The organism is Deinococcus indicus, assembly GCF_002198095.1.
Classification (GTDB): Bacteria; Deinococcota; Deinococci; order Deinococcales; family Deinococcaceae; genus Deinococcus; species Deinococcus caeni.
In genome coordinates, this window is sequence record NZ_NHMK01000022.1 from 118,696 (window position 1) to 141,593 (window position 22,898).

The window sequence follows — 22,898 nt, forward strand, 5'->3', positions numbered from 1 at the left end:
GGCGGGAAAACGGGGCAGGCAGATCAGAGGGGCTGGCAGATCAGGGCGCTGACGTGCGCGCCGTGGCGGGTCCAGTGAACCGGGAGGGGCGCGGAGCCGCGCAGGTGAACGTGGGCCGGCTGGCCGGGGCGGGGATCAGGAACAGGCTGAAAGTCGGGGGGGTGGTAGGGCTGGCCGCGTGCGGGGAAGGTGGCCTTGAAGGCGCACTCGCGCAGGACGTGACTCAGGAGGGTGTGGTCGCGCAGGCCACTGGCGTGCAGGTCGGGCGTGAGGACCTCGGTGTCGATGCCCAGCTGGTAGCGCGCGGGTCCGGCGACGGCCAGGACCAGTCCGGCGGCGTGCGTGACGCTGCCGGTGAATCCGGCGGGCCAGAGGGGCGCGCGGTGCGGGCCGGGCAGGAGGGAGGCGGGGCCGGTGTGTCCGGCGAGGCGCAGGGCCTGGGCGGCGCAGGTGCGGGCGGCGCGGTACTCGGCGTGGCGGCGTGGCGGGGCGTGGGCGGGAACGGGGTGCCGGGGTGGGTGGGGCAGCGGGGGCAGCCGGGTGCCGACGCTGTTCCAGACGGGCGGGTGAGGGTCGTGCGGATCGTGGGGTCGCAGGGTGCCGGTGAGGGTCACGCCGGGGGGCAGGGACCGGCCCAGGTCGCGCAGGGTGGCGAGGAGGACGGCGTGCAGGGGACTGGGGAGGGTGTGGGGCAGGACGCCCCGCCGCGTCTGGGTGGGCGTGGGTGGGGTCATGGGCGGGGTGGACCGAACGGTGAATAGGTCGGTCCGGCACAATCTTACAAATCCGACCGGATTAGTCAAGTTTGGCCGGGATGCGACTCTGTGGACTCGCGGCGGGTGGTCACCAATACTTGACTAAACCAGTCGGATTAATGCACTATCACCCCGTCGGCCTCCCGCCGCTCCCACACCCATCAGCCCATCCGGTCGTCCAGCACGCACCGGACGCCGACCCCTCATCCCCTCTTGCCGGAGACCCCATGTGTCACTCCTTCAGCCTCCTGAACAGCGACGGCCAGCAGCGCCGGGTCCTGCGCTGCACCTGCGGCAGCCTGCACGTCCTGTGGCACGCCCTGAGCCTGTCGCTGAACCACCAGGAATTCGCGCAGCTCTCGGCGCTGCTCGCCAGCAGCGACCCCCACGGCGACGCCCCCACCGGCCGCTGGCAGCGCGGCGACTGGGAACTGCGCCGCACCGACCACGCCGCCCAGCTGTGGTGCGGCCCGGCCGGCCTGACCTTCACGCCCGGCGACTTCCAGGCCTTCCGTGCCCTGATCCACGGCGTCACCCTGCCCCCCACGCCCGCCGCGCCCGGCACGGCCATGCACCTCAACTGAGCCCGGAGACCCCATGACCACCCTGCCCCACCTGAGCGCCGAAGAGGCCGCCGCGATCATCGACCACGTCAACGAGGACCACCCGGCCGAACTGCTGCTGCTCGCACGCGCCTTCACGCCCGCCCCGGCCCCCCTGGCCGCCGCCGTGACCGCCCTCTACCCGGACGGCCTGGAATTGCAGGTCACGCACGCCGCCGGGCAGGACACCTACCGCGTGCCCTTCACGACCACCGACGTGCCGCCCAAGGGACGACTGCGGGCCACCGTCGCCGCCGCCCGCGAACAGCTGAACGAGCAGCCCCGCACCCGCGAAGTCCGCTGGACCGTGCAGGCCGTCACGTCGCCCGGCGCGGACCTGCGCCGCCTGACCCTGCACGCCGACCCCGACACGCTGGGCAGCTGGCGACCCGGTTACGCCGCCCGCTTCCGCACGCCCGCCGGGGAACGCACCTACACCCTGCGCCGCGTTCACCCGCAGGCCGCGCTCGTCGAGGTGGACGTGTACCTGCACGGCGACACGCCCGGCTCGGTGTGGGCGGCGGGACTGCACCCCGGCGACCCGGTGGAGGCCATCCTGGGCCGCCACGAGATCCTGCCGGACCTGCACGGCGGCGCGGCGCTGCTGCTGGGCGACGAGACCGCCCTGCCTACCCTGGCCGCGCTGCTCGAACACTGGCCCGACGCTCCCGGCCCGCGCGTCCTGATCGAGATCGCCGACCCCGGCGGCGCACCCTACCTAGACGACGTGCGCCTGCCGCCCGGCACGCACCTGAGCTGGGTGCCGCGCGCCGGACCGCCCGGACAGGCGCTCACACGCGCCGCCGCCGCACTCGACACCCCGGTCCGCGCCGCCTGGGGCGCGCTGGGCAGCCACGCGGCCCGCGAGATCCGCACGCTGCTGCGCGCTGCGCACGGCCTCGACCCGGCCCGCTGCCGCGTCGTCGGGTACTGGCAGTCCTGACCCGCCCCATCCCATTCCCCGACTTCCCACCCCATCCGAGGTTTCCCATGAACGCACGCATCCGCACCTTCCACCTGCGCACCGCCGCCACCCTCCTGCTCCTGAGCGCCGCCCCCGCCCTGTCGTCCGCGAGCGCCGCCACCGTGCGCGGCGTGGACGGCGTGAGCGTCACCGTCACCGCCCCGAAACGCGTCGTGGCGCTGAACGCCACCACCGTCGAACTGATCTACCGCCTCGGCAAGCAGGGCACCATCGTCGGCACCGACGTGACTGGCACGTACCCCCCGAACAAGATTCCCAGCGTCGGCCACTGGGCGCAGCTGCCGGCCGAGGGCATCATCGCTCTGAAACCGGACCTGGTGATCGGCACCGCCGACAACTTTGCGACCGGCACGAATCCCGGCGTGGTCGCCAAACTGCGCGGCGCGGGCGTGAAGGTGCTCGTGCTGCCCGCCACCGACACCGGCGGCCTGGACGGCGTACGCACCCGCCTGGACCTGCTGGGGCAGGTGTACGGCGTGCCCGGCGCGGCCGCCGCCCTGAACCGCTCGTTCGACACCACCCTGGCCGCCGTGAAGGCCAACCAGCCCGCCCGGAAGCCCCGCGTGATCTTCCTGTACGCCCACGGCCCCAACGACGCGAGCATCTACGGCACCAGCGGCGGCGCCGACGACCTGATCGAACTGGCCGGCGGCGTGAACGCCGCGCCGTTCGCCGACACCCGCACCCTGACCGCCGAGGCGCTCGTGACCATCAACCCCGACGCGATCATCCTGCTCGACCGCGGCTTGGAAGCCGTGGGCGGCGTGGACGGCGCCCTGAAACTGCCGGGCGTGGCGCAGACGAACGCCGGGCGCAACCGCCGCATCTACTCGGTGGATAACTCCATCCGCTGGATCGGGCCGCGCCTGCCGGAATTCGCCCTGAAGCTCTCCCGCCAGTGGAAGGCCGACTTCAAGAAGTGACGGTTCTGAGCACTCCGGCGGCCGCGCCCAGCCGGCAACGCCGCCGCGCGGCCCTCACGCTCGGCGTCCTGCCGTTCGCGCTGCTGGGCGCGGTCGTGCTGGCCGTCGGGAGCGGCGCGGTCGCCATCTCGCCCGCGCAGGTGCTGAGCATCCTGTACTCGCCGCTGGGCCTGCCGCCCCTGGAAGCCTTCGACGCGCAGCAGGCGGCCGTCCTGAGCGGCATCCGCCTGCCGCGCGTGGTGCTGGGCGCGCTGGTCGGCGCGGGGCTGGCGGTGGCGGGCGCGGCCATGCAGGGCCTGTTCCGGAACCCGCTGGCCGATCCGGGTCTGCTGGGCCTGTCGAGCGGCGCGGGCCTCGCGGCGGCCGCGAGCGTGGTGCTGGGCTTCACGGCCCTCGGCCCGTACTCGCTGCCGGTCGCGGCGTTCACGGGCAGCCTGCTGTGCACCGTGCTGATCAGCGTCCTGGCGCAGAGCCGGGGCCGGGTGGAGGTCAGCACCATGCTGCTGGCCGGCATCGCCGTGAACGCTCTGTGCGGCGCCGGGACCGGCCTGATGACCTTCCTGGCGACCGACGAGCAGCTGCGGACCATCACCTTCTGGAGCCTGGGCACGCTGGGCGGCGCCACCTGGCCCGGCGTGCTGAGCGCCGCGCCGCTGATCCTGCTAGGCGCGCTGCTGCTGCCGCTGCTGGGCCGCGCCCTGAACGCCCTGACCATCGGCGAGCAGGGCGCCGCCAGCCTGGGCGTGCCGGTCACAGCGGTCAAGTGGGTCACCGTCACCCTGATCGCCCTGAGCGTCGGGGCGGGCGTCGCGGTGGCCGGCACCATCGGGTTCGTGGGGCTGGTCGTGCCGCACCTGCTGCGCCTCCTGACCGGCCCGGACCACCGCACGCTGCTGCCGGCCTCGGCGCTGGCGGGCGCCACGCTGCTGGTCCTGGCGGACCTGCTGGCCCGCACGGTTGTCACGCCGGCCGAGCTGCCCATCGGGATCATCACGGCCCTGATCGGCGCGCCGTTCTTCCTGCACCTGCTGCGCGCCCGGCGCGGCCAGGAGCGCCCGTGACCGCCCCCACACCGGTCCTGTCGCTGGACGCCCTGACCGTCAGCGTGGCCGGACGCACCCTGCTGGGCAGCGTCACGACCAGCGTGGCGCGCGGCGAGGTGCTGGCCGTGCTGGGCCGCAACGGCGCGGGCAAGAGCACGCTGCTGCGGGCCGTGACCGGCGAACTGCGCGCCGCCGGGGTCACGCTGTTCGGGCAGCCGCTCGCCGCGCACCGCCCCGCCCCGCTGGCCCGCCGCCGGGCCGCCGTCGCGCAGCACACGCCCCTGAGTTTCGCGCACGAGGTACTGGACATCGTGCTACTGGGCCGCATTCCGCACGGCCGCCACGAGACGGCCCGCGACCGCGAGATCGCGCGGGACGCCCTGCGCCGCGTGGGCCTGGGCGGCTTCGAGACGCGCGATGTCCTGACCCTGTCCGGCGGCGAGCAGCAACGCGTGCATCTGGCCCGCGCCCTGGCGCAGCTGCACACGGACGACCCCGCCCCGGACCGCGCCCTGCTGCTCGACGAGCCCACCGCCAGCCTCGACCTCGCGCAGCAGCACGCCGTCCTGCGGCTCGCCCGCGACCTCGCCGCGCAGGGCGTGGGCGTGCTGGCCGTCCTGCACGACCTGAACCTCGCCGCGCAGTACGCCGACCGCGTCCTGATCCTCGCCGGCGGGCAGGTGCTGGCCGACGGGCCGCCCGACCGGGCCCTCACGCCCGCCACCATCCGCGCCGCGTACGGCCACGACGTCCTCGTGACCCGCCACCCCTGCCTCGCCTGCCCGCTGATCGTCAGCGCCAGCTGAGCGCAGGGCTGCCCACCCGGCCTCCGCTCCGACTGTCCAGCAGGACCGTCAGCGCGGGGGCCTGATCAGCTCAGGGCGTTCAGGATGGCGTTCAGGTCGCGGTGCAGCTCCCCGGTGCGTTCGAAGTGGCGGTACGGCGTGGGGAAGGTCGCCTGCAGCCACGCGGGACCGCGTTCGGCCAGCGGCGCCCGCAGGTGCGGCACGCCCAGATCCACGAACAGCCGCGTCAGGGCCGCCACGTATGCGTCGGGCGTGCGCGGGCCGGGCGGGGTGGTGAACACCTTCTTCGGGGGCGTGCCGGCGCGCACCACGCGGCGGTACACGTCCAGCGCGTGACGCGCGGCGCGCAGCTGCGCCGGGTCGAGGCGACCGGGCGGCTGGTGGACGGCGCGGCTCACGGCGCGGCGATGCGGGACCGGCACGAGGCTGGACAGCCCGCGCCCCCAGCCCTCCTGCAACGCGGCCCGGTCGGCGGCGAGCGGATCGGCCCCCAGCGGATCGGGCGCGGCGGCCCCGCTGGCGGCCTTTGTGGGGCTGCCGGCGGCAGGCCTGGGGTCTGCCTTCTTCCCGGTGGCCTTCTTCGCGGCGGACTGGGTGGCGGCAGGCTGGGTCGCGGCACCGGCTTTCGGCGGGGCAGCATTCTGGCCTGCGGCCTTCTGTGCAGTCGTCTTCTGCGCTGTGGCTTTCTGGCCTGTGTTGTTCGGTGCCGTGGCCTTCTTGGCCGCCGCTTTCGGCGTGGCGGTCCTCGCGGGGGCGGGCGCGTCGCGGCGGGTGCCGTTCAGGGCGCGGCCCACCAGTTCGGATTCCTGAACGGGTTTCCCGTCCCGGTAGCGTTGCCACAGGCCGTCCAGGACCAGCAGGCTGGTCGCCTGCCGCCGCTGGTGCAGCAGTTCGCGGGCGCGTTCCACCCGTTTCTCGCGGCCCAGCAGCAGCGCCGTGTACGTCAGGAACTGCCGCGCGGTGCGGGGCACGCCCGGCTCACCCTGGTCCGGCAGGGCCAGCAGCGTCTGGCGCAGCGCGGCGTAGTCGTCGGCACGCAGCGCGCCGGTATTGATGCCGGCCTCCACCCGCCGCCACTGCGCCGGGCTGAACACGGCCTTCAGGCCCCACAGCCACGCGCGCGCGCCCTGCACGTGCGGGTCGTCCCGGACGTCCAGCAGTTCCAGGCCGCTACCGGGTTCGATCACGCGTTCCACGCGCGGGGCGCGCACGGCCGGCCGCAGTCGTTCCGGCGGCCCGAGTTCCCGCAGGCGCTCAAGCACCCCGGCGTCCCGCGAGAAGCCCTGCAGCAGCGTCAGGTCCTCCAGCCGGAAGGGCCGGCGCCCCCGGATGGTTTCGAGCAGGAAGTCACGGGTGTCCTCGGGCAGGTCCAGGTGCTCCTGCACGGCAGTCCAGTGCCCCACGAGGTTCGTGAGGCGGCTGGCGCGCAGGTACTCCTCCCATTCAAGGTGGTCCATGCGGTTGCCCGCCCCGGCGCGGGGCCGCAGGGTCCGCCGGGGCCGCGCCGCCTGCGCCGCCGGGGGCTGGAAGGCGGCCGGGGCGGGCGCAAACGCGCTGGGGGCCGGTTCCTCGTTCCGGGCGCGGGTCAGGGCGCGCAGTTCGCTCAGGACGGTCAGCGGCAGGGGTTTTTCGGCGTCCTGAAGGCGCTGGAGTTTCTCGCGCAGGTCGGCACTCAGGCCGCCGCCGCCCGCCATGGCCGTCAGGACCCAGTCGAGGCCCTGGGCGCGCAGGTACTCGCGCCAGTTGCCGGCGCCGGCCAGCAGGTCCGCCTGCGACTGCGTCTGCGTGCGGCGCACGTGCGCGCCCACCTGATCGGCGAGGTGCGCGCCGACCTGCCGGCCGCGTTCCTCGCCCAGCACCCGCGCGAACACGCAGGAACTGCCGATCGGGCCGATCTGCTCGCCGGTCAGGGTGGTCACGCGGAACTCGTACCGCAGGTGGTGGCCGGAACCCGGCGGGCACAGCAGGCATTTCAGGTGCGCCTGCCGCGCGCCGTGATCCACGACGTGCAGGCCCGTGAACAGGTCGAACGCAGCCGCCTCCTCCCGTCCGGGGACGAGCAGCGTGGCGTGCGTGAGGCCCTGACTGGTCAGGTGCTGGTGGACGTGCTCCAGAACGGCACGCGTGGCGGGAACATGAGCGAGAAGGTACATGCAGCGGGTGGGGGTCCTGGGATGGAGGGGGGCGCACCCACGCGCGGCGGCGCGGGCGGCGGGCGATGACCGGGCCGGGCGTCCGTGCGGAACGCGGGGCCGGTCGGGGTGCTGCGCGGGGGTATCTGCGAGGCCACACGGCAGACCGCGCCGCCGCGCGGCGGACAACGCAGAATAACACCCGCACCGCACGCCCCGGCCGCAGAGGCACTCAGGTCGCGCTCCTCAGGGTGCGGCGCTCATGGCGACGATCCGGTTGCGGCCCTGCGCCTTGGCGCGGTACAGGCGCTCGTCGGCCTGCGCGGGGGCGTCCTGGCCGACGGGCACCAGACCGCCGGACACCGTGAAGGTCTCGCCGGGCAGACCCACCCGCCGCGCCAGCAGGGCGTGAACCTGCGCGCGGACCCGTTCGGCCACGCCCGCCGCGCCGTCCGGGCCGGTCAGCAGCACCGCGAACTCCTCGCCGCCCAGCCGGTACAGGCGGTCGCCACTGCGCACGTGTTCCTGCACGACGGCGCAGAACGCCTGCAGGACCCGGTCGCCGGTCTCGTGCCCGTAGGTGTCGTTCACGCGCTTGAAATGATCGAGGTCCAGCAGCAGCAGGTGCGTGCCGTGCGGCGTGACCGGCAGGTCCAGCTCGAACTGACGGCGGTTCAGGGCGCCGGTCAGGGCGTCCGTGAACGCCAGCGTCCGGTAGTGCTGCTGGCGGGCCAGGGACTGCATGCGGGTGTGGCCGGCCACCTGCCCCAGCAGCAGTCCCACGGCGCTCAGGGCGACCAGGGCCGCGTAGGCCGCCACTGCCTGCGTCCACGGCCGCCCGCCCAGCGCGAAGGCCGCGAACAGCGGCAGGTTCGCCAGCGCGAACAGCCGCAGCGCCACCCAGGGCGTGCGCATCATGGCCTCTCCGGGAACGGCGCTCAGGTTCAGCCAGGTGCCGTTCGGCGCGGCCAGCCACGCCACGAGCAGCAGCTGCACCAGCGACGGCCCCACCCCGACGCCGCCCAGCAGCGCCCGGAACGCGCCGACCGGCAGCGCCACCGCCAGTCCGGCCAGCCGCCCGTGCCGCCGGGCGACCAGCGCGACCGGCACCATCCGGAAGTCGAACAGGATGCCCGGCGCCAGCGGCACGGCGTTGAACAGCGCCAGGAACGAGATCCCCACCAGCGCGAGGTACCGCGTGACGAGCGCCGCCGGCCGGTCCGGGCGGCCCACCTCGAAGAACGTCAGGCTGATCAGGAAGACCCCGGCGATCAACACGGCGAGGTTCAGCACCACGCCGTTCAGGAGGGTCAGGAAATCCACCTGCCCAGTGTACGGGCTGCGTCAGTTCAGGTTCAGGCTGTCCGGGTCGGGGTCGGAGCGTTCGGCCGGGCGGAGGTCCGGGTGGTCAGCGTCCGGGCTGTCAGGGTCGTCAGGGTCCGGGACAGGCAGGCGGGCCAGCAGGGGCGCCAGGGTGGCCAGCAGGTCCGGGTCGAGGGCCTCTCCGGCCTGGGCGGCCATCGCAGTCAGCGCCTGCGCGGGCGTCAGCGCCGGGCTGGGGGTGCGGGCGGCGCCGGGATTCGGCGCGGTCGGGCGGGGCGGGGCTGTCTGACGTGGCAGTGCAGTCTGACGGGGCAGCGCGGGCGGGCGGGTCAGGGTGTCGAAGGTGTCGAGGATGGTCAGGACGCGCGCCAGCAGCGGAATCCGGTGGCCGCGCAGTCCGTCGGGGCCGCCGCGCCCGTCCCAGCGTTCGTGGTGGTGACGGATGACGCGCAGGGCCGCGTCGGTCACGCCGGGCAGGTCGCGGGCCAGGGTCTCGCCGGCCACGGCGTGCGCGGTCTGCGGTTCGCCGTCCTCCAGGCCCAGCAGGCCCAGGTCGTGCAGGGCGGCCCCGTCGAGCAGCGCGGCGCGGTCCTGCGGCGAGAGGTTCAGCAGGTCGGCGGCCTGCCCCGCGTGTCGTTGCAGGCGGCGGGCGTGTCCCGGCGTTTCCAGGCCGCGCGTCTCCAGCAGGGTCGCCAGCGCCAGCAGCGCGCGGGTGCGGGACTGTTGCAGCTCCGCGAGCTGCGCGGCGCGTTCCAGGGCCGTCACGATGTGCGCGCCGAGTGCGCCCATCAGGTGGACGTCCTCCTCGCCGAAGTTTTCCTCGCGGGTGACGCACAGCGCCCCGAACAGCGTTCCGGCCGTCTGGAGCGGCGCGGCCAGCATCGCGCCGGAGGTCAGGAAGGCGGGGCGGTGCAGGCGGGCGGCGTCCTGCACGCTGGTCACGCGCAGCACCTCGCGCCGCTCGATGGCGGCCCAGGCGACGCCGTATCCGCGCGGCAGTTCCGCGTGCCCGTCGCGTTCCGGGACGCCCTGCATGACCAGCGACACCAGCCGGTCGCCCGCCGGGTCGAAGTGCAGGAACACCGCCTCGCGCGCTCCGAGGATCGGCATGACGGCGGCCGTGACGGCCTGCGCGACCTGCGCGGTGGTGCGGGCGCCGCGCAGGTCCCCGGTGAGGCGGGCGAGCGCCTCGAGTTCCCGCTGCCGGGCGGCGACGCGCAGGCGGGCGGCGCGGGCGCGCAGCAGCGCGGCGACCTGCGCGGCGAAGGACCGCGCGACCGTGCGGGCGTCCGGCCCGAGGCGCTGGCCGGGATTGAGCACGTCGAGGTTCAGGAAGGCCATGACCATTCCGTCCACGCTGACCGGTACGCCCAGCGTCTCGCTGACCGCGCCGACGTTCAGCATGCTGCCGAACTGCCGCTGACTGGTCAGCTGCGTTTCGAGGTCGGCGGCGGCCAGGGCGTTGTGCCGGATGGCGTCGCCCCGCAGCACGCGCGGCTCGCCCGCCTGCCACGCGTCGACCGGGTCGGCGTACCAGCGCAGCAGGCTGGCGGGCGAGCGGCGGTGGCCGAGCAGGTCGTCCCCGAAGCCCCGCTGCGCGGTCAGCAGGAAGTCGCCCCGGTCCAGCACGAACAGCGTGCCGGCCTGCGCGCCGGGCACGCTGCCGACCGCCGCCTCGAGCAGCGCGCGCCAGTCGGCGGCCGTGGGGTCGCGGTCGGCGGCCAGCAGGGCCAGGGTGCGCTGCGCGGCCTGCGCGCCGCTGTCCTGGCCGGAGATGTCCATGACCAGCCGGTCGCGTCCGGCGTTCTTGGCGCGGTACAGCGCGGCGTCGGCGCGGGCCAGGGCGCGCTGGGACGGCTCGCCGGGCTGCACCTGACTCCAGCCGGCCGAGAGGGTCACGGTCTGCCCGCCGGCCGAGAGGGTCCGCACGCCGTCCAGACAGCGTTGCGTGACGGCGCGGCCCTGCGTGGCGTCCAGTCCGGTGAGGATCAGCGCGAATTCCTCGCCGCCCACGCGGTACACGTGGTCCTGGGCGCGCAGGCTGTGCGCGAGGGTCCGCGCCACCTCGCGCAGCACCCGGTCGCCCTCGGCGTGCCCGAGGCGGTCGTTCACCTGCTTGAAGTAGTCGATGTCCAGCATGACCAGCTGCGCGCCCGCCTCCAGCCGCGCGAGGTCCAGGTCAAACTGCCGGCGGTTGCTGACGCCGGTCAGGGCGTCCAGGTAAGCCTCGCGGCGCAGGGCGCTCGTCTGCGCCAGGTGCCGGGCGCGCATGCCCACCACCACCTGCGCGGCCCACAGGCCCAGGCAGTGCACGATCAGGACCGGCAGGTACACCCGCTGCACCAGCGCCTGCCCGCCGGGAAACAGCAGCAGGCCCAGGCTGTTCAGGCTGAAGATCAGCGGCGCCGCCCACCACCAGCGCCACGACAGGAACACGCTGCTCCCCGCCGCGCGCCACACCACCCCGGCGATCAGCAGGATCGAGGCGCCGGCGATCAGGGCGGCCGGCACGCCCGCGCCCCCGATCCCGACGCGCCACAGCGCCGGCAGGGCCAGGGCCAGCGCGCCCCAGCCGGGTCCGAGCAGCAGGGTCATCAGGGCGCCGGGCACGTAGCGGATGTCCACGAACACGCCGGGGGCGACGTTCAGCGGGAACAGCATCAGCGCCACGCCCCACACGCCGGCCAGCAGGGACCGCGCCGCCAGCCACGCCGGCCCGGCCGTCAGCGGCCAGCGGCGCAGGTCCAGCGCCAGCAGGATCACGCCCACGAGCAGCAGGCCCAGGCCGCCGAGCAGGACGTTCAGGTCCGTCCAGAGCATCAGCTGACCCGCCCGCCCGCGCCTGTCCGGTGTCCGCGCATCCCACCCACTGTACCTGCCGGGTCGGGCCGGCGGCCTTCATGGTGGGGTGGGGCCTGCGGGCCGGGGCGCGTGGCCCGGCGGAAGGTGGTGTAATGCGGCCTTCCGGTCGCGTTCGGCGTCCGGAGTTCCGGGGCCGGGCCGTGACCGCCCGCCCTTCCCTTTCCGCCCCTCTGCGCCGCCCACGCGCGGCCCTCCCCGGAGGTCAGCATGACCCACACCCAACCTTCCACTCCGCCCGGTCCCGGACCGGCGGGCGCCCTGGACCGCTTTTTCGGTCTGAGTGCGGCGCGCAGCTCGGTTCCGCAGGAACTGCGCGCCGGCCTGACGACCTTCCTGACCATGAGTTACATCCTGTTCGTGAACCCGCAGGTGCTCGGCGCGGCCATCGACGTTCCGAACGCCTTCGTGCAGCTGCTCATGACGACCGCCATCGCCGCCGCGTTCGGGTCGCTCGTCATGGGCCTGATCGCCCGCTACCCGTTCGCGCAGGCGCCGGGCATGGGCCTGAACGCCTTTTTCGCGTTCACGGTCGTGCAGGGCATGGGCGTGCCGTGGCAGACGGCGCTGGGCGCGGTGTTCATCTCGGGGGCGCTGTTCGTGATTCTCAGCGCGGTCGGGGCGCGGCAGGCGATCGTGCAGGCCATCCCGCTGAGCCTGAAGTTCGCGATCACGGCCGGGATCGGCGCGTTCCTGGCGTTCCTGGGTCTGCGGAGCGCCGGGGTGGTCGTCAGTAACCCCGCCACGCTGCTGTCCCTGGGCGAGGTCACCGCGCCCGGCGCGTGGCTGGCGGCGCTCGGGCTGATCGTCACGGCGGCCCTGACGGTGCGGCGCGTGACGGGCGCGATCCTGTACGGCATCCTGATCACCACCTTCGCCGCGATCACGCTGCGCCTGCCGGTGTATCCCGGTGGACCGGACGGCGCCATGCAGGCGTTCGGGGGCTTCACGGGCCGCCTGGGCATCCTGGACGCCCCGGTCTGGCCGTCGGCGCTGGTGGGGCAGCTGGACATCGCCGGGGCGTTCGGGCTGGGGCTGCTGAGCGTGGTGTTCACGTTCTTCTTCGTGGATTTCTTCGACGCGACCGGCACCCTGACCGGCCTGGCGCAGAAGGCCGGGGTGCTCGACGCGCGAGGCGACATGCCGCGCGCGCGGCGCACCTTCGCCATGGACGGTCTGGCCGCCATGTTCGGGGCGTTCATGGGGACGAGCACCACGACCGCGTACGTGGAGAGCGCCAGCGGGATCGGCGCGGGCGGCCGCACCGGCCTGAGCGCTGTCACGGTGGGCGTGCTGTTCCTGCTGAGCATGTTCCTGTGGCCGCTGGCCGCCGCGATTCCCGGCGCGGCCACCGCGCCCGCCCTGATCCTGGTCGGGGCGCTGATGATGGAAGGCGTGAAGTTCGTCGACTGGGACGACCTGAGCGAGAGCCTCCCGGCGTTCCTGACGATCATCGCCATGCCGCTGACCTTCTCGATCGCCAACGGCGTGAGCTTCGGGGTGCTGTCCTACTGCGCCCTGAAACTCCTGACGGGCCGCGCCCGCAGCGTCAGCCCGATCCTGTACGGCGTGGCCGCGCTGCTGCTGGCCCGGTACCTGTTCCTGTCCGGCGGCTGAAGCCCGGCCCCGGAGCGGCCGCACCCCCCCGCTTCCATGGGCGGGGCGGCGGGAAAAGGGTGGGCGGGGAGGGGTCAGCGGCCGGGTTTGGGGAAACTGAGGTAGAAGGTCGCGCCCTCGCCCGGATGGCTCTCGGCCCAGACCTGACCGCCGTGCCGGGTGACGATGCGTTTCACGTTCGCCAGACCCATGCCCACCCCCGAGAACTCCTGATCGGAATGCAGCCGCTGGAACGCCCCGAACAGCCGCTCGGTGTAGCGCGGGTCGAATCCCACGCCGTCGTCCTGCACGAACACCACCCAGTGATCCCCGACGTCGCGGGCGCCCACCTCGATCTTGGCGCGGTCGCGGCCGCTGGTGTACTTCACGGCGTTGCTGAGCAGGTTCTCGAAGGCCAGCGTCAGCAGTTGCGGGTCGCCGCGCACGACCGGCAGGTCGCCGGCCACCCAATCGATCTCGCGGCCCTCGGTTTCCGGGGAGATGTTTCCCCAGGCCCGCAGGACGACCTGCGCGAGGTTCAGTTCCCGGACCTGCAGGGCCGTCTGCGTGACGCGGGCCAGTTTCAGCAGTTCGTCGATCATGGAGTTCAGCCGCTGGGTCGCGCTGTCGATGACGGTCAGCAGGCGGCGGTCCTCGTCGGCGAGTTTCGGGTCCAGGCGGCGGCGCAGCAGCGTCAGGAACCCCTGGATGTGCCGGACCGGGGCGCGCAGGTCATGCGAGACCGCCCCGATGAACGAGTCGAGTTCGTTCACCTCGTTGCGCAGCGTGACGGTCCGCAGCGCGACCTCCTGCCGGACCTCGGCGTCCAGGTCGGCCTCGCGGATCTCGGCGTGCCGGCGCTCCGTGACGTTCTCATGCGCGACCAGCAGGAACCGGCGCGGGCCGTCGTCGAAGGGCGTGACGGTCAGCCGGAACCAGCGTTCCTCGGTGGGACTGTGGCAGGGGTACTCGATGCTGAAGCTGTCCCGCGTGCCCCGCAGGACCGCGCGCATGCCCTGCGCGACCGCCTGTCCCTCGTCGGCGCACAGGCCGGTCGCGCCCTCGCAGACGTTCAGGTAGTTCACGCCGGCCCCGCAGGTGGCCGAATCACCGCCGTTGTCGCGCATGAAGTCCAGCCACGCGCGGTTACACAGCAGGATCACGCCGTGACTGTCGAGTACGGCCGTCTGGTGCGGCAGGACGTCCAGCGCCGCCCGCACGGCCGTGGCCGGCAGGGAGTTCACGGCGGCTGGCGCGTCGTCGGAAGCCATGCCCCCAGGGTAGCCCCCGCCACCGGGCCGCAGGATGCGGGTCCGTTCAAGAAGCCCCGCCGCAGCCTTAACCTACCGGCGGACCGTTCCCCCAACCCGGCCACCGGGAAGGGAGTGCGGCATATCCGGCAACGCCGCGCCGCGCGACATGTCACGCTGCACCCATGAACGACCGTCACGCGGCCGCCAACCTGGAGCAGATCCGCCTGCTGCTGGAAGGACTGCAGTCGGCCCAGCCAGCGGACCCCCTGGCCGGGCCGGAAACCGACGGGCCGCTCCTGGCCGGGGCAGCCTCTCCCGACACCGGGGTCACGGTGGGCGGAGCGGCCGGCGTGACGGGTGACCGCGAAGAGCAGACCGGGTAACGCCGGGCCAGTGGGCGGGGCGTCCGGCGCAGGGTGTCTGGCGCAGAGCGTCTGGGGAGGGGTGGCTGCACACGTGGGCTGCCGGGCTGGGCATGAGCATCTGGTTAGTTCGGGGTAAATAGAGTACACTGCGGCTACGTTGACTCCCCCGTCCAGCGCATAGCTTCTCTCCAGGCTGCCCAGAGCAGAACAGTCGGATGAACGCCGCCCACTGAACGCATCCCGGATGCCGTTCAGGCACCGCGAGACGCCCCGGTCACGGTCGGGGGGACTCTGGCCCATCAGTCACGGACCCCGAATGTCCCGCGAGGGAACGTCGTGGTCCCCGCTGGTTTTCGAGCGCTCACTGCAGCCGCCTCACTGGGGGTCCGCGTGAAGAAATCCCTCTCCAACCGGGACGTGGAACGAATCGCCCTGAACGCCAACCTGAGCACCGAACAGGTGCGCGCCGCGCTGGCCATGCGCAACGACGTGGTCGAGGAACTGCACGCCCGCGTCGCGGACAGCGCCCAGCAGCTGAACTACAGCATCACCCTGCGCGACCGGGTCGCCATGGCGGCCGGCACGTCCATCGCGACCGTCAACCGCGCCTACCGGCCCGACGCGCGCCACCTCGTCCGCCCGGAGGTGCTGCGCGCCATCGAGCGGGAAGCGGCCCGGCTGGGCTACCAGCCCGACCCGGTCGCGCAGTCCCGCCGCAGCAGTCAGGGCAGCGTGGTCGCCATCTGCCCGGACATCCGTCACCTGGCCAGCGCTTACCACATGAGCCTGATCCGCAACCTGAGCGAGGCCGTCTCGGCGCGCGGCCTGACGCCGGTCATCGCGCCGATCCCGGCCGAGTGGCAGTTGCCGGACATCGCGCAGTCCAGCGTCACGGGCCTCGTGATCCTCTGGGAGGGACCCCGGACGGACCAGCAGGTGGCGGCCCTGCGCGCCGCGAACCGGGAAGCGGTCCTGATCGGCTACCACGAGCAGCTGCCCAGCGTCGCGCCCGACTGGGTCGAGGCGTACGAACAGCTCACGCACCGCGCCCTGGCCCAGTCGTACACCCGCCTGCACCTGGGGTACTTCGCCGAGAACTGCTGGCCGGCCGGCGCCCGCCTCGAGGGAGTCGCCCGCGCCCTGAGCGGCCACCGTTGCCCCGAGATCCGCCTGTGGATCTCCCCGACCCTCGACGTCCAGCAGACCGCGCAGCAGTTGCATCGCCGGGGCCTGCCGGGCGCGGCGCAGCTGCTGACCCACCTGCACACCACCCGTGACGCCCTGGAGCGCCGGCCGCCGCTCGAGCAGCGGGAAGTCGTGCAGGAGCTGTACCAGACCCTGATCGGCAGTGGGCCGCACGTCCGCGTCGCGCTGCTCGGTCACTCCGACGCAGTGCTGCGCGCCCTGATGGCCCTGTGCGCGCAGTCGCCCCACCCGCTGCGCATCGGGCAGAACGTCGGTCTGGCCGGTCACGACAACCTCGACCTGCTCGGCGAGCCGGGCCAGCGCCTGACCACCATCGACTACAGCCTGCCGGCCATGGCGGATCAGGTCCTGTCGTACTCCGGGTCGTTCCGGCGGGTGCAGGCGCAGGTGATCATCGGCGAGTCCCTCTGATACGGACTCGGATTGAACGGGCTTTGCAGCCCATTCAATCCGAGCGGATGCGAGCAGGAGAGAAACGCCCCTCCGGACGTGGAGCCGGCAGGGGCGGTGAAGTTCCGGATTGTCGGCGAAACAAACGGCAGTCCGTATGAGGCGGACGGGCAGCCTCCCGTGAGGGCCGCCGTCCCCGCCCGTCAGGGGCAGGTGGTGCCCACGTTGTCCTGGCAGGCGGTGACGGCGGCGCGCGGCGCGACGATGCCCTGACCGATCCGGTCGCCGAAGCGGTTGGCGATCACGGCGGTACCGTCGTTCTGGTTGTCGGCGAACACGGCCGCCTGTTCGTGCCGCTCGAAGGAGTTGCCCTGCACGCGCGTGTCCCGGACGTTGCGGTCGATCAGCACGCCGATGACCGGGCCGGAGACGGTGTTGTTCAGGACCTGCACGCCGGGGCTGCCGACGATGACGCCGCTGCGCGCCCAGGGCGCCGCGCCGGTGACGGTGTTGTGCCGGACGACCGCGCCGGCGCTGAGGACCCGCAGGCCCCGGCGGGTGTCGCGCAGGGTGTTGCCCTCGATCACGATGTCGGTCGCGGGGGGGCTGGCGCCGTAGGTGTTGACCCGCACGGCGTCCTCCTCGCGCGGGTTGCCCTGGCCGGCGCTGCCCAGGACGGTGTTGCCGGTGATGGTCCCGCGCACGACCGACTGCATCAGCAGGTAGCCGGACCCGTCGGGCCGCCAGGAGTTCAGGCCGGACAGGACGTTGTTCTCGAAGCGGACGTCCGTGACGACCGACACGGCCGGCGGGTAGGGCATGGCCTTGATGCCGTCCTTGCCGAAGGTGTCGACGGTGTTGCCCTGGTACAGGACCCGGCTGACGCCCTCGGTCTTGGTGGCGGTGTCGCTCATCTGGCGGATGGTGTTGCGGGCGGCGGTGAAGTCGGTGCCCAGCGTGGCGAGGATGCCGATGCCGTTGTGGTCGGCGTCTGCCTGGGTGCGGTTGCCCAGTCCGGTGACGGTGTTCCCGACGTGCCGCTGTCCGGTGACGTTACGGGTCCAGATGCCGTGGCGGCCCATGCCGCCCAGGACGTTGTTCTCGGTGGTCAGGTCACGGGAGTCCAGGGCGGCCACCGCGTCGGTCACGGCGTTGCGGACGTGCAGGTCGCTCAGGGTGACGCCGCTGCTGTCGCTGACGAGGACGCCGTCGATGAACACGCCGCCCGGCACCGGCAGCGCACCCCGGCGCCCGTCGATGCCCAGGCCGCGGACCGTGACGTTCTGCACGCCGCGCAGCCACAGCAGGCCGCGCTGGGTACCCGCGACGCCCTGGAAGGTGGACGCTGCGACCAGTTCCGCGCCCGGCTGGCCCTGCACGGTCAGGTTGCGGCCCGTCACCACGACCGGCGCGCTCAGCAGGTACTGGCCTTTCGGGACGGTCACGGTGGCCGCGCCGGAGTTCAGCGCGCGGGTCAGGGCGGCCGTGTCGTCGGTGCGGCCGTCCCCAACGGCGCCGTAGGCCGTGACGGTCACGGTGCCGGTGGTGCCCAGACGGGCGGGAGCCGGCGTGGGGGCCGCCGCCCTGGCCGAACTGGAAGTGCTTCCAGAAGTGCCGGCTGGACTGACGGCCTCGGCGGTCAGTTCCACGAAGTCCAGCACGGCGTTGCGGTCCTGACCGGGGCCGCCGTACAGGTCGTTCAGGAAGCGCACCTCCAGCACGTCGCCCGGCGCCAGCGGCACCGACACCCGGTGGGTCGCGCGGACCGGGCTGGTGAACGTGACCTGCGCGACCTCGCGGTCGTTCACGCGCAGGGCCACCACCGGCGCGCCCCGGAACGGCTGGCCGTACCCGTTGAGTCCCACCCGGTAACGGCCCGGCGGCAGGCTGCGCGGCAGCACGAAGCGCACCCCTCCCCCACCCGTGGCGATCATGACCTCCCGCCCCCCGCTGGCCGCCCCGGCGCGGTTGATCCAGGCCGGGCCGGCCCCCACCTGCTGCGGCAGGGGCTGACCGCCGGCGGTCCGTCCGTTCTCGGCTTCCAGCCGCTGCGTGCCCGGAGTGCCGGCCACGCCGAGCAGGGTGGCGCCGGTCAGGGCGGCCAGGACCGCGCCCGGCACGAGCGGCGACCGGGCCGCTCCTACCACCGCACGCCCACCTGACCGGATTCCTGCGCCGTCCGGGCCCCCAGGGCGCGCCGGTACGCGGCCAGCAGCGAGGGAATCTGGTGGTGCCACGCGAGCCGCTCCCGCATGGCGCGCAGCCCGGCCTCGCCCATCTGCGCGCGGCGCGCCGGGTCGTCCAGCAGGTCCAGGGTCGCCTGGGCCAGCGCGGCGGGGTCGTTCGGGCGGGCGTACACGGACGCCTCGCCCGCCGAGGCGCGGCCCTCCTTCAGGTCGAACTGCACGATGGGGCGGCCCAGCGCCATGTACTCCACGATCTTGTTCATGGAGGACACGTCGTTCAGGGGGTTCAGCGGGTCCGGGTTCACGCACACGTCGCAGGCGCTCAGGCGGGTCAGCAGGTCGTCGTCGGGAATGCGGCCCGTGAATTCCACCACGTCCTCCAGGTCCAGGTCGCGCGCCAGGGTCTTCAGGTCCTCCAGGCTGGAGCCGCCGCCGATCAGCATGAACCGGATGTCCCGGCGGCCCCCGTCCACGATGTGCCGCACGGCGCGCAGCAGCACGTCCACGCCCTCCTGCGGGCCCATGACGCCCAGGTAGCCCACGAGGTGGCGGAAGCCCGCGCGGTGCGCCTCGCCGCCCGGGCGGTACGCGAAGCGCTCCAGGCTGGGGGCGCTTCGCACCACGAACACCTGCTCGGGCCGGCGGCGGCCGCGGGTCAGGGCGATCTGCCGGTACGACTCGTTGGTGGAGATCACCACGTCGGCCAGCGCGAACGTGAGCCGCTCGACGAGTTTCAGCGCGTGGTAGCCCAGGTCGCGCCGCCCGAACTTGGTGACGTACAGTTCCGGGTTCACGTCGTGCTGGTCGAACACGAAGCGGGTGCCGAACAGCGCCCGGAACGGCGCGGCCACCAGGAAGATCAGGTCCGGGGGGTTGCAGGCGTGCAGCACGTCGAAGCCCTGCTCGCGCCGCACGCGCCACGCCAGCCGCGTCTCGTGGTACAGCGCCGCGAGGTACTCGCGCACGAAACCCAGGCCCGCGTTGCTTTCCGGCGGCAGCGGGTGGCGGTAGATCTCGATGCCTTCCAGCGTCTCGCGGGTCGCCTCGAAGCCCCGGCCGGTGGGGCAGATCACGCTGACGTGGTAGCCGTGGTCGCGCAGCGCGGTCGCCTCCATCCACACGCGGCGGTCGAAGGGGACGGGCAGGTTCTCCACGACGATCAGCACCCGGCCGGGGCCGTCCCGCCGGGCCGCCCGGCCGCCCGGCCCGCTCAGAAGGCCGCTCACCACGCCACGCCCTGCACCCGTACGTGCGCCGGCACGGCAATGCCCGCCACGTCGAACACCGGCACATCCGGACGCACGCCCTCGAGCAGCCGCGAGAATTCCTTCTGGTTCTGCGTGACCACGATGGCCTGCGCGTCGTGGATCAGGCTTTCCGGGTCGTCGGTCAGCAGGCACGACACGTGCGGCAGGCGGCGCTCGATGTACTCGCGGTTGGCGCCCAGCAGCGTGGCGCTCTGCACGGCGCGGTCCAGGATGCGCACGTCGCAGCCACGCCCGATCAGGCGCTCCACGAGTTCCACGGCCGGACTTTCACGCAGGTCGTCCGTGCCGGCCTTGAAGGCCAGCCCCAGCACGGTCACGCGGCGCGCGCCGGTGGCGAGGACGGCGTCCGCGACCCGCTCGATCTGCACGTGGTTGCTGCGCGGCAGCGACGCCAGCAGCGGCACGCTGAGTTCCTCGCGGCGCGCGAGGTGCAGCAGGGCGCTCACGTCCTTGGGCAGGCACGACCCGCCGTACGCGAAGCCGGGCCGCAGGTACGCCGGAGAGACGTTCAGTTTGGTGTCCTGCACGATCAGGCTCATGACGTCGCGGCCGTCCACGCCCATCTGGCGGGCCAGCAGCCCGATCTCGTTGGCGAAGGTGATCTTGACCGCGTGGAAGGCGTTCGCGGTGTACTTGACCATCTCGGCCACGCGGGTCGGGACGACGTGCAGGGGCGCCGGCACGTCCGCGTACAGTTCCCGCAGGGCCGCCTCCGCGTGCCGGTCCTCGGTGCCGATGATGGTGTACGCCGGCTGGTCGAAATCGCGGATGGAGCTGCCCTCGCGCAGGAATTCCGGGTTGAAGGCCACGTGCACGTCCCGGCCCGCCGCGCGGCGCAGGATCTCGCCGCAGGCGTCGGTGGTGCCGGGCAACGCCGTCGAGCGCAGCACCAGCACGTGCGGCCCGGCCTTGTCCCGCAGCGCCTGACCGATCTGCTCGCACACGCGGTACACGTACGACAGGTCCAGGCCACCGTTCGGGAGGCTGGGCGTGCCGACCGACACGATGCTCAGGTCCGCGAAGGCCACCGCCTCGGACACGCTGGTCGTGGCGTGGATCCGCCCGGCCTGCACGCCCTGGAGCAGCAGGTCGTCCAGGCCGGTCTCGATGATCGGGGAGCGGCCGGAGGCGATCATGTCGCATTTCAGGGGATTCACGTCCACGCCCATCAGGTGATGGCCGCGCTGGGCGAGGCAGGCGGACGTGACGGCACCGACGTATCCGAGACCGAAGACAGCTACGTTCATAAGACCTCCAGGGTCGTCACCAGCGTGACGGGCAGGGTCGCGGTCAGGGCCGCGCGAAAGGTCGGGCTCGGGACTTTCTGGCCGTAGCGGGGCGAGTACCACCCCAGCGGCGTCGCGCCGGACGCCGGATCGTGCTCGCCCTGCCCGCAGCGGACCTGCAGGCGCGGGTCGAAGGTGACGCGCATGGCCCCGGTCGCCCAGGTCACCCACCACGCGGTTCTCGATTCGGGCTGCACCTCGCAGTCCGGGTGCAGGTGCAGGTGCAGCCGCAGGTGGTGGCGGCCCAGGCCCGCGACCTGATCGGTGACGGTCAGGAACGGGCCGCGCAGGTCCAGTTCCCGCGTGTGCTCCGGGTGGCCCGGCAGGCGGGTGTAGCCGTCGTGCGAGGCGCGCAGCAGGCCGCCGTCCGGCAGGGGCCGCCACTCGCGCGCGGCGGCCGAGGCCTTGTAGGACCACAGGAACGCCCCGGCCTGCACGCTCTGGTCCTGCAGGTCGATTTCCAGGGTGTTGTGCGCCGCCGTGCTGCGGAAGTACCGCCGCCACTCCGGGTCGGCGTGGTAGGCGTACACGCCGGGGTCCACGACCACCGGCTGCGGCCCCACGTCCAGCGTGAAGCCCAGCGCGTCGGCGTGCCCGTGCCCGGCCAGACTCAGGTACCCCAGCGGCCCCGCGTCGGCCAGCACCCGCAGTTCCCGCGCGCCCTGCCCGGAACGCAGCAGGTACAGGCCGGCGTCCGGGAAGGCCACGGACGCGGCGGGACCGGCCCCGAAGGGCGGCGCGGGGCGGCGCTCGCCGAGCAGCAGCGCCGCGCTCAGGTGCCCGCCGCCGGGTTCCGGGACCGGCACGCCCAGCCAGTCGCGCCCGACCCGCAGCAGGCCGTCCACGCGCGGGGACTCGCGGGCTTCGAGTTGCGCGGCGAGGCCCTCGTCGTCGTCGCCGTAGCGGGGCAGCCGGTCGCCGGGGCCGCGCAGCTGCCCGATCACGCGAATGGCGCGCGCCAGCCGGGACAGGACGGCCGGGTCGAAGGCGTCGCCGGTCTTCTCGCCCAGCAGCGCGCAGTGCAGCAGCAGTTCCGTGGCGAAGACGTGGTACCCGAAGCCCATCTCGCGGTTCACGCCGCTCTCGAAGAACTGCAGGGTCGCCTCACGGGTCAGGGCTTCCCTGGCGGCGCGCTGCCAGCGGGCGGATTCCTCGAACACCGGCCAGGTGACGCTCGCCACGTACAGGCCCGTCAGTTCGCCCAGCAGGTGGTTGTTCGCGGACGACCCGCGCGACTCGAAGCCTTCCAGGAAGGTCTGGTGCTGGTACACGCTGGGCCACAGCGGCGAGTCCGGGCCGAACCAGCCGCTCCAGTCCGGGTGGGGGCGCAGCAGTTCGTACACCCACGCCCAGGACACCAGCCGCAGGCCGACCTCCAGGCCGCTGGCCCAGTTGATGCCCCGCAGCGGCGGATTTTCCAGAATCCAGTCGGCCACGCGCGCCACCGCGCCCGCCGCGTAGCGGTGCTCGCCGGTCAGGGCGTACGCGACGGCCAGCAGCGTGGTGTGGTGATGGCGGCTCTTCTCCCAGATGGTCTTCACGTCCCCGACCTCGGTGGGGTCGCGGTAGTTCAGGGTGGGGCCGAAGGCGTCCGGGTCGGCGCGGCGGCCCGTGGCCTCGCAGCGGTGCCAGTCGGTCATGCCGTCCGGGGTGGCGGGCGTGGGGTCCTGCGCGAAGGCGAAGAAACTCCAGCGGCCCTGCAGGATCAGTTCGGCCTCGCGCAGCGCCGCGCCGACCGCGTCGGGGCCGGCGAGTTCCTGCAGGCGGGCCGGCGAGAGCGGCAGGCCGTAGAACGGCTCGTGACGCTGCCGTTCAAACAAGGTCCTCACCGGTTCCGGCAGTCCGCGCGCGCGCCACTGCAACTTGGTTCGTTCGACCTGGACCCTCCACAGAACCTCCCCGACCGACATGGCCCCCAGC

The 22,898-nt window shown here is 73.4% G+C and carries 17 protein-coding genes; 8 read left to right on the forward strand and 9 right to left on the reverse strand.

The window, feature by feature from the left end:
* Window positions 1-23 precede the first annotated feature (23 nt).
* A complete protein-coding gene (locus CBQ26_RS14785) occupies window positions 24-734 on the reverse strand; it encodes a hypothetical protein (RefSeq protein ID WP_088249407.1) in 711 nt (236 codons plus the stop codon).
* Window positions 735-982: 248 nt separating this feature from the next.
* Here CBQ26_RS14785 and CBQ26_RS14790 point away from each other — a divergent pair, with 248 nt between their 5' ends.
* The 5 genes from CBQ26_RS14790 to CBQ26_RS14810 are packed head-to-tail and all read left to right on the forward strand — an operon-like array spanning window position 983 to window position 5,114.
* On the forward strand, window positions 983-1,339 hold the full coding sequence (locus CBQ26_RS14790) for a hypothetical protein (protein WP_088249408.1): 357 nt from the start codon (window positions 983-985) through the stop codon (window positions 1,337-1,339).
* Window positions 1,340-1,352: 13 nt separating this feature from the next.
* Entirely contained in the window at window positions 1,353-2,300 is a 948-nt protein-coding gene (locus CBQ26_RS14795; RefSeq protein WP_088249409.1) for a siderophore-interacting protein, read from the forward strand.
* A gap of 47 nt (window positions 2,301-2,347) precedes the next feature.
* The gene (locus CBQ26_RS14800) at window positions 2,348-3,265 is read left to right on the forward strand and encodes a heme/hemin ABC transporter substrate-binding protein (RefSeq protein ID WP_088249410.1); all 918 of its coding nucleotides are present in this window, start codon (window positions 2,348-2,350) and stop codon (window positions 3,263-3,265) included.
* A complete protein-coding gene (locus tag CBQ26_RS14805; RefSeq protein ID WP_088249411.1) occupies window positions 3,262-4,326 on the forward strand; it encodes a FecCD family ABC transporter permease in 1,065 nt (354 codons plus the stop codon). Before CBQ26_RS14800 ends, CBQ26_RS14805 begins: the two co-directional genes overlap by 4 nt.
* Complete coding sequence (locus CBQ26_RS14810; protein ID WP_088249412.1) at window positions 4,323-5,114, forward strand: heme ABC transporter ATP-binding protein; 792 nt, start codon at window positions 4,323-4,325, stop codon at window positions 5,112-5,114. Before CBQ26_RS14805 ends, CBQ26_RS14810 begins: the two co-directional genes overlap by 4 nt.
* Before the next feature lie 65 nt (window positions 5,115-5,179).
* Here the strand turns inward: CBQ26_RS14810 and CBQ26_RS21460 are convergent, their stop codons facing one another.
* From CBQ26_RS21460 to CBQ26_RS14825, 3 genes are all read right to left on the reverse strand, one after another.
* Window positions 5,180-7,267 (reverse strand): hypothetical protein, encoded by a 2,088-nt coding sequence (locus tag CBQ26_RS21460; RefSeq protein WP_143342153.1) that lies wholly within the window; start codon window positions 7,265-7,267, stop codon window positions 5,180-5,182.
* Window positions 7,268-7,492: 225 nt separating this feature from the next.
* A complete protein-coding gene (locus CBQ26_RS14820; protein ID WP_088249413.1) occupies window positions 7,493-8,569 on the reverse strand; it encodes a diguanylate cyclase in 1,077 nt (358 codons plus the stop codon).
* Between the two features lie 21 nt (window positions 8,570-8,590).
* Window positions 8,591-11,389: a diguanylate cyclase domain-containing protein gene (locus tag CBQ26_RS14825; protein ID WP_088249414.1), complete on the reverse strand. Its 2,799-nt coding sequence runs from the start codon at window positions 11,387-11,389 to the stop codon at window positions 8,591-8,593.
* A 249-nt stretch (window positions 11,390-11,638) separates the two neighbouring features.
* On the opposite strand from CBQ26_RS14825, the gene CBQ26_RS14830 reads away from it, so the two are divergent.
* Window positions 11,639-13,045, forward strand: a complete 1,407-nt coding sequence (locus tag CBQ26_RS14830; protein WP_088249415.1) for an NCS2 family permease — start codon at window positions 11,639-11,641, stop codon at window positions 13,043-13,045.
* 74 nt (window positions 13,046-13,119) lie between these two features.
* On the opposite strand, the gene CBQ26_RS14835 is transcribed toward CBQ26_RS14830, so the two are convergent.
* Complete coding sequence (locus CBQ26_RS14835) at window positions 13,120-14,295, reverse strand: sensor histidine kinase (RefSeq protein ID WP_088249416.1); 1,176 nt, start codon at window positions 14,293-14,295, stop codon at window positions 13,120-13,122.
* Window positions 14,296-14,459: 164 nt separating this feature from the next.
* Between CBQ26_RS14835 and CBQ26_RS14840 the strand changes: the two genes are divergently transcribed.
* Window positions 14,460-14,660: a hypothetical protein gene (locus CBQ26_RS14840; RefSeq protein WP_088249417.1), complete on the forward strand. Its 201-nt coding sequence runs from the start codon at window positions 14,460-14,462 to the stop codon at window positions 14,658-14,660.
* 372 nt (window positions 14,661-15,032) lie between these two features.
* On the forward strand, window positions 15,033-16,259 hold the full coding sequence (locus tag CBQ26_RS14845; RefSeq protein ID WP_088249418.1) for a LacI family DNA-binding transcriptional regulator: 1,227 nt from the start codon (window positions 15,033-15,035) through the stop codon (window positions 16,257-16,259).
* 182 nt (window positions 16,260-16,441) lie between these two features.
* On the opposite strand, the gene CBQ26_RS14850 is transcribed toward CBQ26_RS14845, so the two are convergent.
* The 4 genes from CBQ26_RS14850 to CBQ26_RS14865 are packed head-to-tail and all read right to left on the reverse strand — an operon-like array spanning window position 16,442 to window position 22,798.
* Window positions 16,442-18,385 (reverse strand): NosD domain-containing protein, encoded by a 1,944-nt coding sequence (locus CBQ26_RS14850; protein WP_143342154.1) that lies wholly within the window; start codon window positions 18,383-18,385, stop codon window positions 16,442-16,444.
* A complete protein-coding gene (locus tag CBQ26_RS14855; RefSeq protein WP_244898051.1) occupies window positions 18,379-19,650 on the reverse strand; it encodes a glycosyltransferase family 4 protein in 1,272 nt (423 codons plus the stop codon). Before CBQ26_RS14855 ends, CBQ26_RS14850 begins: the two co-directional genes overlap by 7 nt.
* The gene (locus tag CBQ26_RS14860) at window positions 19,647-20,939 is read right to left on the reverse strand and encodes a nucleotide sugar dehydrogenase (RefSeq protein WP_088249420.1); all 1,293 of its coding nucleotides are present in this window, start codon (window positions 20,937-20,939) and stop codon (window positions 19,647-19,649) included. Before CBQ26_RS14860 ends, CBQ26_RS14855 begins: the two co-directional genes overlap by 4 nt.
* Window positions 20,936-22,798, reverse strand: coding sequence for a heparinase II/III family protein (locus CBQ26_RS14865; protein ID WP_172418114.1), 1,863 nt, complete (start codon window positions 22,796-22,798; stop codon window positions 20,936-20,938). Before CBQ26_RS14865 ends, CBQ26_RS14860 begins: the two co-directional genes overlap by 4 nt.
* Between the last annotated feature and the right edge of the window lie 100 nt (window positions 22,799-22,898).

Coding starts and splice junctions, on each gene's coding strand:
- CBQ26_RS14790 (WP_088249408.1), top strand. CDS start 983: ATGTGTCACTCCTTCAGCCTCCTGAACAGCGACGGCCAGCAGCGCCGG.
- CBQ26_RS14825 (WP_088249414.1), bottom strand. CDS start 11,389: ATGCTCTGGACGGACCTGAACGTCCTGCTCGGCGGCCTGGGCCTGCTG.
- CBQ26_RS14785 (WP_088249407.1), bottom strand. CDS start 734: ATGACCCCACCCACGCCCACCCAGACGCGGCGGGGCGTCCTGCCCCAC.
- CBQ26_RS14795 (WP_088249409.1), top strand. CDS start 1,353: ATGACCACCCTGCCCCACCTGAGCGCCGAAGAGGCCGCCGCGATCATC.
- CBQ26_RS14860 (WP_088249420.1), bottom strand. CDS start 20,939: ATGAACGTAGCTGTCTTCGGTCTCGGATACGTCGGTGCCGTCACGTCC.
- CBQ26_RS14800 (WP_088249410.1), top strand. CDS start 2,348: ATGAACGCACGCATCCGCACCTTCCACCTGCGCACCGCCGCCACCCTC.
- CBQ26_RS14835 (WP_088249416.1), bottom strand. CDS start 14,295: ATGGCTTCCGACGACGCGCCAGCCGCCGTGAACTCCCTGCCGGCCACG.
- CBQ26_RS14830 (WP_088249415.1), top strand. CDS start 11,639: ATGACCCACACCCAACCTTCCACTCCGCCCGGTCCCGGACCGGCGGGC.
- CBQ26_RS21460 (WP_143342153.1), bottom strand. CDS start 7,267: ATGTACCTTCTCGCTCATGTTCCCGCCACGCGTGCCGTTCTGGAGCAC.
- CBQ26_RS14840 (WP_088249417.1), top strand. CDS start 14,460: ATGAACGACCGTCACGCGGCCGCCAACCTGGAGCAGATCCGCCTGCTG.